Source organism: Kitasatospora sp. NPDC101183 (assembly GCF_044767945.1).
Classification (GTDB): Bacteria; Actinomycetota; Actinomycetes; order Streptomycetales; family Streptomycetaceae; genus Kitasatospora.
The window spans coordinates 1-17,112 of the sequence record NZ_JBIWOW010000019.1; the positions used below are offsets into that span (position 1 = coordinate 1).

Annotated in this window: 13 protein-coding genes and 1 pseudogene; 5 read left to right on the forward strand and 9 right to left on the reverse strand. The window is 73.2% G+C overall.

Going from position 1 to position 17,112, the window contains the following annotated elements; all coding sequences use genetic code 11:
- Together ACIRRS_RS25615 and ACIRRS_RS25620 are read left to right on the forward strand one after the other, a co-directional pair.
- A pseudogene (locus tag ACIRRS_RS25615) lies at nt 1-94 on the forward strand (ABC transporter ATP-binding protein); the annotation flags it as partial.
- A 44-nt stretch (nt 95-138) separates the two neighbouring features.
- Nucleotides 139-2,703 (forward strand): ABC transporter permease, encoded by a 2,565-nt coding sequence (locus tag ACIRRS_RS25620; RefSeq protein WP_402975090.1) that lies wholly within the window; start codon nt 139-141, stop codon nt 2,701-2,703.
- Here ACIRRS_RS25620 and ACIRRS_RS25625 read toward each other — a convergent pair.
- A complete protein-coding gene (locus tag ACIRRS_RS25625) occupies nt 2,690-3,934 on the reverse strand; it encodes an RNA-guided endonuclease InsQ/TnpB family protein (protein WP_402975092.1) in 1,245 nt (414 codons plus the stop codon). The genes ACIRRS_RS25620 and ACIRRS_RS25625 overlap by 14 nt on opposite strands.
- Before the next feature lie 290 nt (nt 3,935-4,224).
- On the opposite strand from ACIRRS_RS25625, the gene ACIRRS_RS25630 reads away from it, so the two are divergent.
- Complete coding sequence (locus tag ACIRRS_RS25630) at nt 4,225-4,518, forward strand: hypothetical protein (protein ID WP_402975095.1); 294 nt, start codon at nt 4,225-4,227, stop codon at nt 4,516-4,518.
- A 90-nt stretch (nt 4,519-4,608) separates the two neighbouring features.
- Here the strand turns inward: ACIRRS_RS25630 and efeU are convergent, their stop codons facing one another.
- The 4 genes from efeU to ACIRRS_RS25650 all read right to left on the reverse strand — a co-directional run bounded on the left by efeU (nt 4,609) and on the right by ACIRRS_RS25650 (nt 9,034).
- On the reverse strand, nt 4,609-5,445 hold the full coding sequence (gene efeU / locus ACIRRS_RS25635; protein WP_402975097.1) for an iron uptake transporter permease EfeU: 837 nt from the start codon (nt 5,443-5,445) through the stop codon (nt 4,609-4,611).
- 35 nt (nt 5,446-5,480) lie between these two features.
- Entirely contained in the window at nt 5,481-6,767 is a 1,287-nt protein-coding gene (gene efeB / locus ACIRRS_RS25640; protein WP_402975100.1) for an iron uptake transporter deferrochelatase/peroxidase subunit, read from the reverse strand.
- 151 nt (nt 6,768-6,918) lie between these two features.
- Complete coding sequence (efeO, locus tag ACIRRS_RS25645; protein ID WP_402975103.1) at nt 6,919-8,070, reverse strand: iron uptake system protein EfeO; 1,152 nt, start codon at nt 8,068-8,070, stop codon at nt 6,919-6,921.
- A gap of 133 nt (nt 8,071-8,203) precedes the next feature.
- Entirely contained in the window at nt 8,204-9,034 is an 831-nt protein-coding gene (locus tag ACIRRS_RS25650) for an ABC transporter ATP-binding protein (RefSeq protein ID WP_402975106.1), read from the reverse strand.
- A 260-nt stretch (nt 9,035-9,294) separates the two neighbouring features.
- On the opposite strand from ACIRRS_RS25650, the gene ACIRRS_RS25655 reads away from it, so the two are divergent.
- On the forward strand, nt 9,295-10,890 hold the full coding sequence (locus ACIRRS_RS25655) for a M4 family metallopeptidase (protein WP_402975109.1): 1,596 nt from the start codon (nt 9,295-9,297) through the stop codon (nt 10,888-10,890).
- A gap of 10 nt (nt 10,891-10,900) precedes the next feature.
- Here ACIRRS_RS25655 and ACIRRS_RS25660 read toward each other — a convergent pair whose 3' ends face one another.
- Nucleotides 10,901-11,887 (reverse strand): hypothetical protein, encoded by a 987-nt coding sequence (locus ACIRRS_RS25660; protein ID WP_402975112.1) that lies wholly within the window; start codon nt 11,885-11,887, stop codon nt 10,901-10,903.
- A 68-nt stretch (nt 11,888-11,955) separates the two neighbouring features.
- Here ACIRRS_RS25660 and ACIRRS_RS25665 point away from each other — a divergent pair, with 68 nt between their 5' ends.
- Nucleotides 11,956-12,975 (forward strand): phosphotransferase, encoded by a 1,020-nt coding sequence (locus ACIRRS_RS25665; RefSeq protein ID WP_402975115.1) that lies wholly within the window; start codon nt 11,956-11,958, stop codon nt 12,973-12,975.
- A 44-nt stretch (nt 12,976-13,019) separates the two neighbouring features.
- On the opposite strand, the gene ACIRRS_RS25670 is transcribed toward ACIRRS_RS25665, so the two are convergent.
- The 3 genes from ACIRRS_RS25670 to ACIRRS_RS25680 are packed head-to-tail and all read right to left on the reverse strand — an operon-like array spanning nt 13,020 to nt 16,981.
- On the reverse strand, nt 13,020-13,976 hold the full coding sequence (locus tag ACIRRS_RS25670; RefSeq protein ID WP_402975118.1) for a helix-turn-helix transcriptional regulator: 957 nt from the start codon (nt 13,974-13,976) through the stop codon (nt 13,020-13,022).
- Between the two features lie 42 nt (nt 13,977-14,018).
- On the reverse strand, nt 14,019-16,451 hold the full coding sequence (locus ACIRRS_RS25675; RefSeq protein ID WP_402975121.1) for an excinuclease ABC subunit UvrA: 2,433 nt from the start codon (nt 16,449-16,451) through the stop codon (nt 14,019-14,021).
- Nucleotides 16,448-16,981 carry a pyridoxamine 5'-phosphate oxidase family protein gene (locus tag ACIRRS_RS25680; protein ID WP_402975124.1) on the reverse strand — a complete coding sequence of 178 codons (534 nt, stop codon included), beginning with the start codon at nt 16,979-16,981 and terminating at the stop codon, nt 16,448-16,450. Before ACIRRS_RS25680 ends, ACIRRS_RS25675 begins: the two co-directional genes overlap by 4 nt.
- Nucleotides 16,982-17,112: the final 131 nt, after the last annotated feature.

Below are 17,112 nucleotides of genomic sequence, written 5' to 3' on the forward strand. Positions count from 1 at the left end.
CGACGGCCGCATCGTCGACGAACTCCACCAGCCCACCGCCGACACCGTCCTGGACCGCATGCGCCGCTTCGACGCCAAGGGCCGCACCAGCTGACTCGCGCCACCGACCCCCGAGCACCCCAGGACTGACTCTCCCCCATGTTCCGCACCGCACTGCGCACCGTACTGGCCCACAAGGGCCGCCTGTTGATGACGACGCTCGCCGTCATGCTCGGCACCGCCTTCGTCGCGGGCACGCTCGTCTTCACCGACACCCTCGGCAGCGCGTTCAAGTCCCAGAACGCCAAGAGCTACACCGACATCGCCGTCACCGTCAGCGACAACCAGGCCGTCGGCCGCGGCTACGACCACCGCGGCGGCACGGCCACCGGCCCGACCCTCACCGAGGAGACCCGCCGCAAGGTCGCCGCCCTGCCCGGCGCCGCCGAGGCCCGCGGCGTCGTCAGCGGCTTCGCCGGCATCGCCGACCGCAAGGGCGCCCTGATCGGCGACGGCTTCTCCACCACCGGCACCAACTACGTGCCCGGCCCGGACGGCACCGACCCGCGCTACCCGCTGGCCGAGGGCCGCGGCCCGAAGAACGCCGGCGAGGTCGCCCTCGACGCCAAGACCGCCGACAAGGGCGGCTACAAGGTCGGCGACACCGTCCGCGTCGCCGTCAACGGCCCGGTGATGGAGCTGAAGCTCACCGGCGTCCTGCACACCAACGACCCCCGGGTGACCTCCGGCGGCTCCCTCGCCGCCTTCGACACCGCCACCGCCCAGAAGCTCTACCTCAGCCCCGGCCGCTTCGCCGAGCTGGACGTCAAGGCCGCCCCGGGCGCCGACGACGCCGCGCTGCTCACCGCCGTCAAGCAGGCCGTGCCGCAGGGCGACTCCATCGAGGCCCGCACCGGCCGCGAACTCGCGGACGAGCAGGACCGGATGATCGAGCAGGGCTTCAAGACCCTCAGCACCTTCCTGATGGGCTTCGCCGGCATCGCGCTGTTCGTCGGCATCTTCATCATCGCCAACACCTTCACCATGCTCGTCGCCCAGCGCACCAGGGAGCTGGCCCTGCTGCGCGCCGTCGGCGCCACCCGCCGCCAGGTCAGCCGCTCGGTGCGGGCCGAGGCCCTGCTCGTCGGCCTCGCCGCCTCGGCGACCGGCCTGCTCGCCGGCGTCGGCATCGCCGCCGGGCTGCGCGCGCTGCTCAACGGCCCGATGGACGCCAACCTGCCGGACGGCCCGCTGATCGTCTCCCCGACCACGGTGATCGCCGCGATCGCCGTCGGCGTGGTCGTCACCGTGCTCGCCGCCTGGCTGCCCGCCCGCCGCGCCTCCCGGATCGCCCCGGTCGCGGCGATGAGCTCGGCCGACCAGCCGGCCACCCACAAGAGCCTGGTGGTGCGCAACTCCCTCGGCCTGCTGTTCACCCTGATCGGGGCGACGGGCCTGGCGGCGGGCGTCCTCGCCAAGGAGATCAAGCTCGTCGGCCTCGGCGCCGCCGCGCTGATGATCGGCGTGTTCGTGCTGACCCCGCTGCTCTCCCGCCCGCTGATCGCCCTGCTCGCCCCGCTGCTGCGGGCCCTGTACGGCACGCCCGGCCGGCTCGCCCAGCAGAACGCGGTGCGCAACCCCCGCCGCACCGCCGCCACCGCCTCGGCGCTGACCATCGGCGTCACCCTGATCACCGCGCTCACCGTGGTCGGCGCCTCCGTGAACAAGGCGATCGACGCCGCCACCGCGAGCGACCTCAAGGCCGACTACACGGTGGCCATGAGCAACGGCTCGATGCTCTCCCCCGACGTCTCCACCCGCATCGCCGCGGCCCCGGGCGTCACCGCGCTCAGCACCGTCCGCGAGGTGCCCGTCCAGACCGCCCACAACGGCGACGAGGACGAGTGGCTGACGGCGGTGGACGCGGCCTCCATCGACCAGGTCGCCAACGTCCAGGTCCGGGAGGGGTCGGCGGACGCCCTCAAGCAGGGCAAGCTGCTGGTGAGTTCGGCCCGCGCCGAGACCAAGGGCTACCGCGTCGGCGACACCCTCGCCGTCACCTACCCCGACGAGACCAAGGGCTCGCTGGTCGTCGGCGGCGTCATGGAGTCCAACACCGCGCTGGCCGGCATCCTCGCCCCCGAGTCCGTCGTGGGCGCCCACGCGGCGGAGGGCACCGGCCCCAACCGCGTCCTCGTCAAGGGCGCGCACGGCGCCACCGGCGAGCTCAAGCAGGCGCTGCGCGACGCGACCGGCGGCAACCCGCTGATCGCCGTCAAGGGCGAGAAGGACATCAAGGCGGAGAACCGGCGGATCGTCACCGGCATCCTCAACATGATGTACGGCCTGCTCGGCATGTCCGTGGTGATCGCCGTCCTCGGCGTGATCAACACCATGGCGATGTCGGTGTTCGAGCGCCGCCGCGAGATCGGCATGCTGCGGGCGATCGGCCTGGACCGCCTGGGCATCCGCCGCATGGTGCGCCTGGAGTCGCTGCTGATCGCGCTGTTCGGCGGGGTCGTCGGCGTGGGCCTGGGCATCGTGGTCGCCTGGGCGGGCGTGCGCACCCTCGCGGACGGCCTCAAGGACATCACCACCGTGGTGCCGCCGCTGCAGATCGCCGCGTACCTGCTGATCGCGGCCCTGGTCGGCCTGCTGGCCGCACTCTGGCCGGCGCACCGGGCGGCGAGGATGGAGATCCTGGGCGCCATCAAGAGCGATTGACTTCCGCTCCCCGGGCTACGGCCCGGGGAGTTCCTGCCACGGCCGGGTGGCCGTCCAGGTGGGTTCCTGCTTCTTCGCACTGTGCCGGGACGGGGCCCGGTCTTACCTGCGCTCGACAGGCTGTCACCGCCAGTCCGGCGGCCTTGGCGATGTTCACGGCGGCGTTCACGTCCCGGTCCAGCCACACCCCGCACGCCCGGCACTGCCAGACACGGACGTTCAGCGGCTTGGGCCCGTCCTTGACACCGCAGTGGGAGCACACCTGGGAGGTCGGCTCGAACCGGCCGATCCTGACCAGGGACCGGCCGAACTTGACGGCCTTGTACTCCAGCATCGAGACGAACGCCGACCATCCGGCGTCGTGCACGGACTTGGCCAGCCGGGTTCGGGCGAGTCCCTTCACCGCCAGGTTCTCCACGGCCACGGCTTGGTTGTCGCGCATGAGCCGGGTGGAGAGCTGGTGGTGGAACTCGCGCCGGGCATCGGCCACCCGTGCGTGGGCGCGGGCGACCTTCGCCCGCGCCTTCTCCCGGTTCCTGCTGCCCTTCTCCTTGCGGGAGAGGGTTTGCTGGGCACGCTTGAGGCGCTTCTCTGCCCGGCGCAGAAACCGAGGGCTGTCGATTTTCGTGCCGTCGGAGAGGACGGCGAAGTGCCCGAGTCCGAGGTCGAGCCCGATCACCGGCTCGACCTCGGGCAGGATCGTCGGCTCGGTCTCGACGACGAAGCTGGCGAAGTACCGGCCCGCGCTGTCCTTGACCACCGTCACCGAGGACGGCACCGACGGCAGCACCCGCGACCACTTCACCCGCACCGCGCCGATCTTCGGCAGCGACAGGTCCCCGCCAGAAGTGATCTTCCAGCAGGCGTTCGCCGTGAACCGGATTGCCTGTCGCGTGTCCTTGCGGGACTTGAACCGGGGCGGCCCTATCCTCGGGCGCCTACTCTTGAGACCGTTGAAGAAGTTCCGGTAGGCGGCCTCCAGATCCCGCAACGACTGCTGCAGCACCACTGAGGACACCTCCCCAAGCCACGCACGCTCGGGTGTCTTCTTCGCGGCCGTGAGCTGCTTGGACAGCTCAGCGGACGGGATGAACCCCAGCCCGGCGGCACGAGCGGTCTCACGCGCCCGGAGGGCATCGTTGAAGACCATCCGCGCACACCCGAACGCCCGTGCCAGTGCCGAACACTGAGGCCCGTTCGGATACAAGCGGAAGCTGTACCGAAGCTGCATGACATCTGTCTATCAGGCACTACTGACAACAGCTCTGAAGGGTAACCACTGCACAGGTCAGCGCAGAGTTCAGAATCGCTTTCACCACCCGGCTGAAACACGGTGCGCTGTGATCAGTCCTGGTAGCACCTCCCGAGCGGAAAGGAGCCCCCGGGCGGTCCGAGAACCCGTCCGGGGCTCCCGCGCGTCCACGGGCGCGCTGTTCCGCGACGGTGCCTGTTCCTGGGCAGGACCGTGAGGTTCCGTTGCTTCCATGACGGTGACGGATTCATCGCGAACGGGGGGCGTTCATGGAGACCGGTCGGATCAAGGGCAGAGGGCCGGACGGCCGGGAGTACGTCGTCCGGATCTTCACGCAGGGCACCGAGGACGAGGACCGCTGGATCGAATGCCTGACCTGCGGCTACCGCAAGCGGGCCGAGTTCGGCGCGCGGGCGAAGGCCGAGGAACACCTCTCCGGCCACTGCGACGGTCCGCTCCAGCACGAGCGCAACCCGACGGCGGTCGTCGGGATAATGATCGTGGCGGGCTTGTTCGTGCTCGTGGGCATCATGATGATCTGGATGTTCAACCAGCGCCCCTGAGACGCGGAACCGCCCCGCCCGGCGTGCTGCCGGGCGGGGCGGTGGGGTGCGAGGCGGTGCGGGGCGGGGCGGTGCGGTCGAACTCGCGGCTCAGGCGGCCGACTTGGCGACGACGGGCTCGGTCTTCTTCCCGCTGAACAGGCCGAAGAACACGGCCAGCGTCGGCACCAGGTACAGCAGCCAGACGACCAGCTGCAGCACCGTCGGGTCGGGCTGGAAGTTGAACACGCCCTTGAGCAGCGTCCCGTACCAACTGTCCTTGGGGATGGTGCTGGAGATGTCGAAGGCCACCGTGTGCAGCCCGGGCAGCCAGCCGGCCTCCTGGAGGTCGTGCACGCCGTACGCGAGGACGCCGGCGGCGACCACGACCAGCATCGCGCCGGTCCAGGTGAAGAACTTCGCCAGGTTGATCTTCAGCGCGCCCCGGTAGAACAGCCAGCCGAGCACCACCGAGGTGAGCAGGCCCAGCGCCGCGCCGATCAGCGGGTTCCAGCCGTCGTCGGTGGCCTGCACCGCCGACCAGATGAACAGCGCCGTCTCCAGCCCCTCGCGGCCGACCGCCAGGAAGGAGGTGATCACCAGCGCGGCGGTGCCCATCGCGAGCGCCGCGTCCAGCTTGCCGTGCAGTTCGGTCTTGAGGTGGCGGGCGGTGCGGCGCATCCAGAAGACCATCCAGGTCACCAGGCCGACGGAGACGATCGACAGCGTGCCGCCGAGCGCCTCCTGCGCCTCGAAGGTGAGCTGCGAGGAGCCGAACTGGAGCACGGCGCCGAAGACCATGGACAGCAGCACGGCCGAGCCGACGCCGAGCCACACCGGCGGCAGCTTGTCCTTGCGGCCGGTCTTGACCAGGTAGGCGATCAGGATGCAGACGACGAGGCTGGCTTCGAGGCCTTCGCGCAGTCCGATCAGGTAGTTGCCGAACACGGCTGACTCCTAGGGGGGTGTGGGGGGAGACGGGATCAGCCGAACAGGGCCTGGCCCCACCACTCCCCGGGCTTGCGGACGCCCGCCGGGCAGGCGAAGTGGGCGGAGCCGACGTGCTGGATGTACTCGTTGAGCTTGTCGCTGCCCGCCAGCCTCTGCTGGAGCGGGACGAAGGCCTTGCGGGTGTCGCGCTGGTAGGCGAGGAAGAACAGGCCGGCGTCGAGGCGGCCGAGGCCGTCCGTGCCGTCGGTGTAGGAGAAGCCGCGGCGCAGGATCATCAGGCCGCCGTTGGCGTCCGGGTGCGCGAGGGCGACGTGCGAGTTCGCGGGCATGGCCGCGAGGTCGGGCGCGTCGAACTCCTTGGCCTTGCCGTACGGGGCGCCCTCGCCCTTGGTGCGGCCGAAGGTGTCCTCCTGGTCCTTGAGCGGGGCGCGGTCCCAGGTCTCGACGTGCATCCGGATGCGCCGGGCGACGAGGTAGGAGCCGCCGGTCATCCAGTCCGGGCCGTCGCCGGGGGCGGCCCAGACGTGCGCGCCGAGCGTGCCCTCGTCGTTGCCCGCGATGTTGTGGGTGCCGTCCTTGAACCCCATGAGGTTGCGCGGGGTCTGCGCGTCCGGGGTGGTGGAGGAGGTCTTGCCGAAGCCGAGCTGGGACCAGCGGATGCTCACGGTTCCCATGCCGATCCGGGCGAGGTTGCGGATGGCGTGCACGGCCACCTGCGGGTCGTCGGCGCAGGCCTGGATGCAGATGTCGCCGCCGCTGCGCTGCGGGTCGAGCTTGTCGCCCTTGAAGGTGGGCAGGTCGACGAGCGCCTCGGGCCGCCTGGCCTTGAGGCCGAACCGGTCGTTGCCGTCCTTCTCGAACAGGCCGGGCCCGAAGCCGATGGTGAGGGTGAGCCGGGAGGCGGGCAGGCCCAGGGCCTCGCCGGTGTCGTCCGGCGGCGCCTCGGCGGAGGAGGGGACGGCGCCGGTGCCGACCTCGCGGCCGCCCGTCATCGCGGCGGCCGCCTTCGTCCACTCCTTGAGCATCTTCACCAGGGACTCCCGGGTGGCCCGCTCGGAGACGTCGAAGGCGGCGAAGTGCAGCCGGTCCTGGACGGGCGTGGCGATGCCGGCCTGGTGCTCGCCGTAGAAGGGCACCTCGGCGGCGGCGGGCGCGGCGGCGGCGGCCGGGGCCCGGTCGTCCTGCCGGGTGGCGGCGGCCACGGAGCCCACGGCGGCGGCGCCGAGCGCGACGCCCGCGCCCGCCCAGCCGATGACGGCCCGGCGGCTGACGCTCGAACCGGCCGGGGTCTGGTGCTGCTGCTCGTTCTCGGCGTCCATCGGCGGACCGGGCCCTTCTCGTTCTGCTCGTTCTGCTGGCTGGTACTGGACCCACGGAGGCCGTGGCCGCCCGGATCGGGCCGCCACGGCTTCGGTGGGGTGAAGTGGGTCGGGTTGAAGTGGGTCGGGGTGAAGTCGGTCGGGCTGAGCGCTACTTGACGACCACGGCGGCGGCCAGCTTCGACAGCGGCTCGCCCAGGGAGTTGACCGCGTCGGAGAAGGTCTTGCGCTCCGCCTCGGTCACCTTGTCGTAGGAGGTGAAGGTGCCGTCCGCCTGCTTGTACTTGGCGAGCAGGGCGTTGATGGCGGTGAACTCGGAGTCCAGCGTCTTGGCCAGCTCCGCGTCCTTCTCGGAGGCGACGGGCTTGAGCAGCTCGTACGCCTTCTGCGCGCCCTCGACGTTGGCCTGGAAGTCGGCCAGGTCGGTGTGGCTGTAGCGCTCCTCCTCGCCGGTGATCTTGTTGGTCGCGACCTCGTCCAGCAGCGACTTGGCGCCGTTGGCCATGCTGGTCGCGGTGATCTCGGCGGAGGGGATCTTCTTCTGCCAGTCCTTGAGGTCGGCCACCAGCTGGTCGGCGAGGGTCTTCTCCTCGTCGCCGATCTTCCCGTCGGCCCACAGGGCCTTCTCCAGGCGGTGCCAGCCGGTCCACTTCTGGCCCTGCTCCAGCTTGTCCTCGCGGGTGTCGGTCTTGGGGTCGACGTCCCCGAAGCTCTCGGCGACCGGCTCGGTGCGCTCCCAGCCGGTGCGCGAGGGGGCGTAGAGGGACTTGGCCTTCTCCACGTCGCCCGCCTTGATCGCGGTGGCGAAGGCCTCCACGGCCGGGACGGTCGCGTCGGCCTGCTCCTGGGCGTACGTGCGGTACGCGGCGACGGCGGCGCCCAGACGCGGGTCGGCCGGGGCGGCGCTGCCGCTCTCGCCGCCGGTGACGGTGATCTTCTGGCGGATGCCGGCGCCGACCATGCCGGGCTTGCAGGCGATCTCGTACGAGCCGGCCTTGATCTCGGCGTTGACCGTCGCCTTGGTGCCGGGGCCGATGTTCTCCCGCTCGGTGACGATCTTGTCGCCCTCGGCGTAGACGTAGACCTCGGTGGTCTTGGAGCCCTTGTTGGCGATCTCCAGCACGACGTGGCCGGCCGGGAAGGAGGTCTTGGAGACCTCGCAGGCCGAGTCGGTGGCGTTGACCTTGACCGCGTCCGCGCCGCCCGCCGCGTCGTCCTTCTTCGAGGCGCAGCCCGCCAGGGCGGCGGTCGCGACGGCGACGGTGAGCAGCGCGGCTGCGGTGGAACGGCGGCGGGCGGGCATGGGTGCTCCAACGGAAAAGGGCATGGGGGTGCCAAGGCCGGGTAATGCGCCGGGCAATCCGGCGCCACTCGTTTAGCTAAGGCATACCTTACGTAAGAACCCTTTACCTTCGACACCCACCCCCCTTGAGCCGTTACCTTCCCGGTGCCCGGCGGGTGGCGGCGCGGGCCGTCCAGCGGCCCTCGTGGCGGCTGATGCGGATGGGGTGGCCGAAGGTCTCGCTGATGAGTTCGGTGGTCATCACCTCGTCGACGGGCCCGGCGGCCAGGCACTCGCCTCCGCGCAGCAGCAGGGCGTGGGTGGTGGTCTCGGGCAGCTCCTCCAGGTGGTGGGTGACCAGCACGCTGGCCAGGTCCGGGTGCTGGTGGCGCAGCAGGTCGAGGCTGTCGAGCAGCAGTTCGCGGGCGGTGAGGTCGAGGCCGGTGGCAGGCTCGTCGAGCAGCAGCAGGCGGGGGCTGGGCATGAGCGCGCGGGCGATCAGGGCCCGGCCGCGCTCGCCCTGGGAGAGGGTGGTCCAGGCGGCGTCGGCCATGGCGGCCATGCCGAGGGTCTCGATGAGCTGCTCGACCCGCTCGACGGCCTCCGGGCCGGGCTTGCGGTGCAGTTCGGGCTCGATGGTGCCGGCGTACCCGGTGAGCACCACCTCGCGGACGGTCAGCGGCGAGCGCAGCGGGTGGCGCGGGTTGACGTGGCCGAGGTGGGCGCGCAGCTCGCGGATGTCGACGCGGCCCAGGCGGTGGCCGAGGACGTCCACCTCGCCCCGGGTGGGGTGGGAGACGGCGCCGAGCAGGGCGAGCAGGGTGGACTTCCCGGCGCCGTTGGGGCCGAGCAGCGCCCAGTGCTCGCCGGGTTCGATGCTCAGGGTGATCCCGCGCAGCAGGTGGCGGCCGTCGCGGACGACGTCGACGTCGCGGGTGCGCAGCAGGGGGGCGGAGGGGTGCGGGTGCGGGGCGGGCGAGGTCATCCGTGCACCGTACAACCGGCCGGTGGGGGCGGCCTCGTGGCGTCCGAGGGCTGGACGGGCGGGCGGCGGACGGGAGTTGGGGCGCGTGATCGACGTGCGACCGGTGTACGACCGATGCGCGACCGATGTGTGGCCGTTTTTGATTTGCACAGGACACAACTTGGCAAAGTTATGACCTTTCCTCTAGCTGCACCTGACTGTTCGCCATCAATCTCGATCGCAGCTCTCCTCCCTGCATCTCCACCCCACTTGGAGCCTGCGTGACCCCCACCACCGCCCTCCGGCGTGCCCGCACGGCGGCCGCCGTCGCGGTCGTCGCCGCCCTGGCCGCCGTGACCGTCCCCGCCACCACCGCCTCCGCCGCCCCCGGGATGCGCGAGGCCGCGATATCCCAGGCCCGCGCCAACGTCGCCCGCAACGCCGGGGTGTTCGGCTACGGCGCGGGCCAGGGCCTCGTCCTCAAGGACGTCGTCCTCGACGCGGACGGCGCCTCGCACGTCCGCTTCGACCGCACCTACCGGGGCCTGCCCGTCGTCGGCGGCGACCTCGTCGTCCACCAGGACGCGCGCGGCCGGCTCCAGGACTCCACCCGCGCCGCCGCCCACGAGCCCGCCGTGGCCAGCACCGTCCCCAAGGTGCCCGCCCAGGCCGGGGCCGCGAACGCGCTGTCCGCCGCCCCCGGCGTCAAGGAGGCCGTCAGCACCCCCGAACTCGTCGTCTGGGCCGCCGACGGCACGCCCCGCCTGGCCTGGCGCACCACCGTCGAGGGCGTCGGCGAGCACGGCCAGCCGGCGGGCCGCGTCGTCGTCACCGACGCCACCAGCGGCGAGCAGATCGAGGCCTACGACGCCGAGCACCAGGCCACCGGCACCGGAAACTCCGAGTACACCGGCACCGTCGGCCTCGACACCACCGCCAAGACCGGCGGCGGATACACCTTGACCGACCCGGTCCGCGGCCACGTCACCAAGGACGCCAGCAACCTCTCCGCGAGCTCGCTCAAGGCCTCCTCGGGCACGGCCTTCTCCAGCGCCACCAACGTCTGGGGCGACGGCCGCAAGTTCTCCACGGACCGCTCCACCGCCGCCGTCGACGCCCACGCCAACACCGCCTGGACGTACGACTACTACAAGAACGTCCACGGCCGCAACGGCATCAAGAACGACGGCAAGGGCGCCACCGTCTTCGTCCACGTCGGCACCAACTGGGACAACGCCCAGTGGTCCGACGCCTGCTTCTGCATGATGACCGGCGACGGCAACGGCACCACCGACCCCGAGCAGGTCGACCTCGACACCATGGGCCACGAGATGACCCACGGCGTCACCAGCGCCACCGCCAACCTGCGCTACAGCGGCGAGTCCGGCGGCCTCAACGAGTCCACCAGCGACATCTTCGGCACCATGGTCGAGTGGTACGCCAACAACCGGATCGACACCGGCGACTACCTGTTCAGCGACCAGTCCACCCCGCCGTGGCTGCGCCGCTTCGACAAGCCCTCCCTGGACGGCCGCTCGGCCGACTGCTGGAGCAGCTCCGTCGGCAAGCTGGACGTGCACTACTCCTCCGGCGTCGGCAACCACTGGTTCTACCTCGCGAGCGAGGGCAGCGGCACCAAGACGATCAACGGCGTGACCTACACCAGCCCCACCTGCAACGGCTCCTCGGTGGCGGGCATCGGCAACCAGAAGGTCGCCAGGATCTGGTACCGCGCGCTGACCGTCTACATGACCTCCACGACCACCTACAAGGGCGCCCGAGCCGCCTCCCTCAACGCGGCCCGGGACCTGTACGGCGCGGGCGGCGCCGAGTACGCGGCCGTCGCGGCGGCCTGGAGCGCGGTCAGCGTCAACTGAGGCACTGTGGCTAGTGGTCGAACCCGACGTGGACGTGGTCGTGGTGGGTGTCGTCGGTGAAGAACTGGTTGCCGACGCCGCCCGCCGGGGCCAGCGGACCGCCCACGTTGTACGAGCCGGCGGCGGCCGCGTCCCGCATGAACGCCTCGATCAGCGTGCGGGGCGTGGCCCGGTCCACGACGGCCCGGCCGTCGATCCGCCACACGTCGAAGGCCCGGCCCAGCGGATGGTCGCTGGGCCGGGTCGTCCCGAACACGTCCAGCGGGTGGCCGCTGCGCACCACGCTGACGGACAGGGCGTACGGGCCGGCCAGGCGCAGCATCGCCTCCGCCACGCTGTCGTGCACGGCGCCGCTGCGCAGGTCCGCCACCGCCTCGGGCGGCAGTTCGATCCTCGGCTCGGCCAGCACCCGGGCCACCGCCGTGGAGGGCGAGGGCACGGCCGCGCCCGGCGCGCCCGGGTGGAGGTCGGTGACCGTCCAGCGGGGCTCGGCCCGGCTCAGACGCACGTCCACCGTGGTGCCGCCCGCCACCGCCGAGCCGTCCGGCCCGCGCGTCCAGCGGCGGCAGACGACCAGCACGCTCGCGGAGTCGGCGAGCAGGCCTCCGTACTGGGCGTCCACCACCTCGACGCTCGCCTCGGGCGCGGTGTCCGTCAGCGTTCCACCGGCCCGGTCGGCGAGGGCGGGCGGCAGGCCCAGCGCCGCGACCCGGGCGCGGGCCGCCTCCACCCCCTGCCCGCCGGGCGGCCAGGCCGCGAGCGCGGCGACCAGCTCGACGGCGCGGCGCTTGACGTCGGGCTGCAGTTCGTCGGGGCCGGGCTGCCAGAGCGGCGGGTGGGGCAGCGGGGCCTGCGTGGCCTGCGTGGCCGCTCGGACGGGCGTCGGGGGCTCGCTCGGCGCCGCCCGTCCGCCGCCGCTCGCGCACCCGCTCGCCAGCAGGCCCGCCCACAGAACCGTGCGCCGGGGCACGCCCGGGGTGTCCGATCCGGTCGTCATCCGGTCAGTATGCGACCTTGACCGCCCGTCAGGTGTCCGCAGCGCACCGGGCGGCAAAGATGAGCAGTATGCTCTCCCGACCGCCCTTCGGCGAGGAACTCCGGTCCCGGCTCGGCCTGCCCCGCCGGGCCCGCCGCCTCACCAGCAGCCCGCGCTCGCGGGTCTGGCAGGCCGAGCTCTCCGGCAGCACCGTGGTGATCAAGCAGCTCGTCGACGCACCGGAGGCCGACGAGCGCTACGCCCGCGAGGTCGCCGCCCTGCGGCTCGCCTCCCGGGCCGACCCGCCCGTCGTCCCGCGCCTGCTCGGCGCCGACCCGGTGCAGCGCGTCCTCGTCCTCGAACACCTGGAGCACGGGCGGCCCCGCGAGGGCTGGATCGTCGACTACGCCACCGCCCTCGCCCGCCTCCACGCCACCGCCCGCCCCACCGACGCCGAAGCGCTGCCGCGGTGGTCCGGCCCCACCCCGGCCGACGTCGACGCCTTCCTCCGCCTCGCCGACACCCTCGGGGCCCCCGCCCCGAACGGGCTGCGCGCCGAACTCGACGCCCTCGTCGACCGGTTGGGCCGCAACGGCGCCCGCCCCGCCCTGCTGCACGGCGATCCGTGCCCGGGCAACGACCTGCACACGGCGGCGGGGGTGCGGTTCATCGACTTCGAGCAGTCCTCGATCGGGGACGGCGCGGTCGAACTCGCCTACCTGCGCGTCGGGTTCCCCACCTGCTGGTGCGTCACGGCCCCGCCGGCGGGCCTGCTCGCCGAGGCCGAGGCCGCGTACCGCAGCACCTGGCGCTCCCTCACCGGCACGGCCGCCCCCGAGGACCTCGCCGACGCCTGCGCGGGCTGGCTCATCCGGGGCGACGCCCTCGTCGAGCGCGCCCGCCGCGACAGCACCGACCACCTGGCCGTGCTCCCCCACCGCGACTGGACCTGGGGCACGGCCACCGCCCGCCAACGCCTCACCCACCGCCTCCGCACCGTCAGCCGCCTCACAGCCGCCACCCGCACCCTCCCCCACCTCCACCACCTCACCACCCACTGGCCCACCCCCTGGCCCACCCTCCGCCCCCTGCCGACGCACCGCCCGTAGAGGCGGATTCCACTGCGGCGCGAGAAGTCGGCCCGGCCGACTTCCTACGCGTACAGCGCGGTGGCGCGGCGGGCGGCCTCGGCCAGGCGGGTGCGGAGGGCGGGCGGGGCGAGGACCTCGGCCTCGGGGCCGAGGCGGAGGAGTTCGTGGTAGCCGATCTCCCAGGACTCGACCGGGAGCGTCACCGTCACCCACCCCTCCCCGTCCGGCGGGCCCGCCGTGGCGAGGGCGTCGGCGGCGGCGACCGGCTCCAGGAGGACGGCGAGCCGCGAGACCGCGAGCGGGCTCAGCCGCACCGTCGCCCGCTCGCGCAGCATCGCCCGGGCGAACTCCCGCGCCGCCGAGGCCCAGTACGCGGCGAGGTCGAACTCCTCGTCCCGCGCGAACCGCTCCTCCCCCGCCTGCGCCGTCTCGAAGCGGTCCACCCGGTACGTGCCCATCCGCCCGGACGGGCCCCGCGCCGCCAGGTACCACTGCCCCGCCTTGAGCACCAGCCCGTACGGCTCCAGCCGCCGCTCCCGCGTGCCGCCCCGCGCCGCGTACCGCCCGTGCAGCACCCGCTCCTCCCAGACCGCCCGCGACACCTCCGCGAGCAGCGGCGGCGTGGCCGTCTCCCGGAACCACGCGGGCGCGTCCAGGTGGAACCGCCGCACCGCCGCCGCGGGCGCGTCGCCGAGCGCCGCCTCGACCTTGAGCCGCGCCGCGAGCGCCTGCCCGGCCAGGCCCATCTCCCGCAGCGGCCCCGGCAGCCCGGCCAGCAGCAGCACCTCCGCCTCGCCCCGTTCGAGCCCGGTGAGCCTGGTCCGGTACCCGTCGACGAGCCGGTAGCCCCCGCCCCGCCCGCGCTCCGCGTACACCGGCACCCCGGCCTCGGCCAGCGCGGCCACGTCCCGCTGCACGGTGCGCTCGGAGACCTCCAGTTCGGCGGCGAGGTCGGCCGCCGTCATCGCCCGCCGGTTCTGCAGGAGCAGCAGCAGCGCGATCGCCCGGCTCGCCCGCACAACGATCCCTCCACCGACTCCAGCAACGACAGGGCACCATTCTCAGCCCAGCAGCGGCACCCCCGCCGCGTACCGCCGCAGGTACCCGGCCGTCGGGGTGTCCGCCCGCGCCACCGCCGACGGCGTGCCCTGCGCCACCACCGCGCCCCCGTCGGGCCCGGCGCCCGGCCCGAGGTCGATCAGCCAGTCCGCCGAGGCGGCCACCGGGATGTCGTGCTCGGCCACGACCACCGTGTTGCCCGAGTCGAGCAGCGCGTCCAGCGCGTCCACCACCCGCTGGACGTCGGAGGGGTGCAGCCCGGAGACCGGCTCGTCCAGCACGACGAGCCCCGCCCTGCGGCCGGCCGCGCCCCGCTGGATCGCCGAGGCGAGCTTGAGCCGCTGCGCCTCCCCGCCCGACAGCTCGGTGGCGCTCTGCCCGAGCCGCAGGTACCCGAGCCCGACGGCGTCCAGCGCGGCGAGGATCTCCGCGAGCGGCCGGGGTTCGGTGAACACCTCCCGCGCCTCGGCGACCGTCAGCTCCAGCACCTGGTCGACGGCCAGCCCCCGGTGGGTGACGGCCAGCGCCTCGGGCCCGTACCGCCGCCCGTCGCAGGCGTCGCAGACCACCCACAGGTCGGGCAGGAAGTGCATGTCGACGAGCCGGCGCCCGTACCCGGTGCAGCTCTCGCACCGGCCGCCGGGCGTGTTGAAGCTGAACCAGGAGGCGCCGTACCGACCGGTGGCGGCGAACAGGGCCCGGATGTGGTCGAAGGCCTTGCTGTACGTGGCCGGGTTGGAGCGCGGGGTGCGCCCGATGGGCTCCTGGTCGACGACGGCCGCCCAGCCGAACCCGTCGAGCCCGGTCACCGTCCCGACCGCGTCCACGGACGTGCCCTTGAGCGCCGCCTCCACGCCGGAGGCCAGCGCGCCCAGCACGCTGCTCTTCCCACTGCCGCTGACCCCGGTCAGACAGGTGAGCCGCCCGACGGGCAGCCGCAGCAGCTCCACCGCCGCGTTGTGGGCGCGCAGCCCGTGCAGCTCCAGCCAGCCACCGCCCCCGGCGACGGGCCTCGCCGCCCGCCGCAGCCGGGGCGCGAGGCCCGCGAGGTGGCGTCCGGTCGCCGAGCCGGGCGTGGCGGCGGCCAGCGCGGGCGGGCCGGAGACGATCACCTCGCCGCCGTGCCGCCCGGCCCCGGGCCCGAGGTCCACGATCCAGTCGGCGCGGGCGATCAGCTCCGGGTCGTGCTCCACGAGCAGGACGGTGTTCCCGGCCTCCCGCAGTTCGAGCGCGATCTCCAGCAGCTGCTCCTTGTCCGCCGGGTGCAGCCCGGCCCCGGGCTCGTCCAGGACGAACACGAGGTCGCTCAGCTCGGTGCCGAGCTGCGAGACGAGCCGGGTGCGCTGCAGCTCCCCGCCGGAGAGGGTGGCGGCGGAGCGCGAGAGGTTCAGGTGTGCCAGCCCGAGCCGCTCCAGCAGGCGCAGCCGCCGCCCGAGGTCGGCGAGCAGCGGCTCGCCCACGGCCCGCCGCCGCTCGTCGAGGCCTTCGCCGACGGCGCCTGCCCAGCGCCGCACCTCCCGGACGTCCACCTCCATCAGGCCCGGGTACGTCAGCCCGCCGAGGCGCACCGAGCGGGCGGCCCGGTCGAACCCGCTGCCGTCGCAGTCCCGGCAGGGCTCCTTGCGCAGGTACGGCAGGTACCGCTGCTTGGCGTTCGCCGTCCGGGCGTTGGCGAACACCCGCTCCACCTCGGCGAGGGCCCCGCGCAGCGGCTGGGTGGAGGTGTACGTCATCCGCGAGGTCTCGTGCCGGTTGGGGATGTCGACGGTCGCCTCGACGGCCTCCTCCCCCGTCCCGTGCAGGACCTCGCGCCGGAACGCCTCGGGCAGCCGCTCCCAGGGCTCGTCGAGGTCGACGCCGCGCAGGGCGGCGAGCGCGGGGACGAACAGGTGCTCGCCGGAGCGCCACTTGGCGTACCAGGGGGAGGCGCCCTGGAAGAGGGGCAGGTCGGGGCGGGTGATGACGAGGTCCTCGGCCGCCTGCCAGCGCCCGCCGGCGCCGTGGCAGTGGGGGCAGCCGCCTTCGGGGGTGTGCCGGTCGAAGTGCGAGGTGGTCAGCGCCGGGGCGCCCGGTTCGAGCCGGGGCAGCCGGGAGTAGAGCAGCCCGAGGTGGCCGTCGATGCCGGTGAGGGTGGCGACGGTCGAGCGCGGGTTGCGGTTGAGCCGGCGCTGGTCGACGGCGAGGGTGGCGCCGAGGCCGAGGATGCGGTCGACCTGGGGCCGGTTGCGCTGGGTGATGTACTGCCGGACGAACGGCGACAGGCCTTCCAGGTACCGGAGTTGGGCCTCGCTGTGCAGGGTGTCGACGGCCAGCGAGGTCTTTCCGCTGCCGCTGACGCCGGTGAAGGCGACGAGCCGGCCCTTGGGGATGCTGACGGTGACGTCGCGCAGGTTGTTGGTGCGCGCGCCGACGACCTCGATGGTGCCGCGCGTCACGCCTGCCCGTCCTTCGCCAGCAGTTCGGCCGGGTGGGCGGCGAAGACGGTCATCCACTGCGGCTCCAGCCGGTAGTAGACGACCTCCTCGTCCCAGTCGAACATCTCGGCGCCGTAGAGGTCCTTCAGGTAGGCGAGCAGCTCCGCCCAGCCCTCGGCGGGCTCGGCGCCGTACGGGTTCAGCACCTCGACCCTCCCGTGGGTGAACACGCCGAGCTCCTCCCCCCGCATGTGCGCCGCGCTGGCGGCGGGGCGGGCGGCGAGGTGGCGGGCCTTGGCGGCGGTGCGGGCGGTGCCGAAGTGCCAGCGGCCGTGCAGGAAGTGCCCGTCCGCGCCGCTGATCCGGGGCTCGCCCTTGGCCGTCACGGTGGACAGCGCGAGGGTGCACATGCCGGTGAGGACGCCGGTGAGCTGTTCGGCGGTGAGGGTGCGCTCGCTGCTGACGATCGACCGCAGGTGCGCGGTGGAGCGGGCGAGCGAGGCGTCGAGGAGGGCCTGGAGCCGCTGGAGCTCCTCGGGGGTTTCGCGCATGGGGAGGGTTCCTGTCCGATCGGTGGTCCCGGCCGGCGCCACCACGGCGTCGGCCGACGCCTCCCACTGTTCCCCCGTAACCCGACACCTCCTGTCGTGTTTCCCGAAGAACCCTCCGTACGGGAAGGGAG

What these genes read in the sequence shown, in the direction of transcription:
- ACIRRS_RS25620 (WP_402975090.1), top strand. Translation starts at nt 139, where the DNA reads ATGTTCCGCACCGCACTGCGCACCGTACTGGCCCACAAGGGCCGCCTG.
- ACIRRS_RS25625 (WP_402975092.1), bottom strand. Translation starts at nt 3,934, where the DNA reads ATGCAGCTTCGGTACAGCTTCCGCTTGTATCCGAACGGGCCTCAGTGT.
- ACIRRS_RS25630 (WP_402975095.1), top strand. Translation starts at nt 4,225, where the DNA reads ATGGAGACCGGTCGGATCAAGGGCAGAGGGCCGGACGGCCGGGAGTAC.
- efeB (WP_402975100.1), bottom strand. Translation starts at nt 6,767, where the DNA reads ATGGACGCCGAGAACGAGCAGCAGCACCAGACCCCGGCCGGTTCGAGC.
- efeO (WP_402975103.1), bottom strand. Translation starts at nt 8,070, where the DNA reads ATGCCCGCCCGCCGCCGTTCCACCGCAGCCGCGCTGCTCACCGTCGCC.
- ACIRRS_RS25650 (WP_402975106.1), bottom strand. Translation starts at nt 9,034, where the DNA reads ATGACCTCGCCCGCCCCGCACCCGCACCCCTCCGCCCCCCTGCTGCGC.
- ACIRRS_RS25660 (WP_402975112.1), bottom strand. Translation starts at nt 11,887, where the DNA reads ATGACGACCGGATCGGACACCCCGGGCGTGCCCCGGCGCACGGTTCTG.
- ACIRRS_RS25665 (WP_402975115.1), top strand. Translation starts at nt 11,956, where the DNA reads ATGCTCTCCCGACCGCCCTTCGGCGAGGAACTCCGGTCCCGGCTCGGC.
- ACIRRS_RS25680 (WP_402975124.1), bottom strand. Translation starts at nt 16,981, where the DNA reads ATGCGCGAAACCCCCGAGGAGCTCCAGCGGCTCCAGGCCCTCCTCGAC.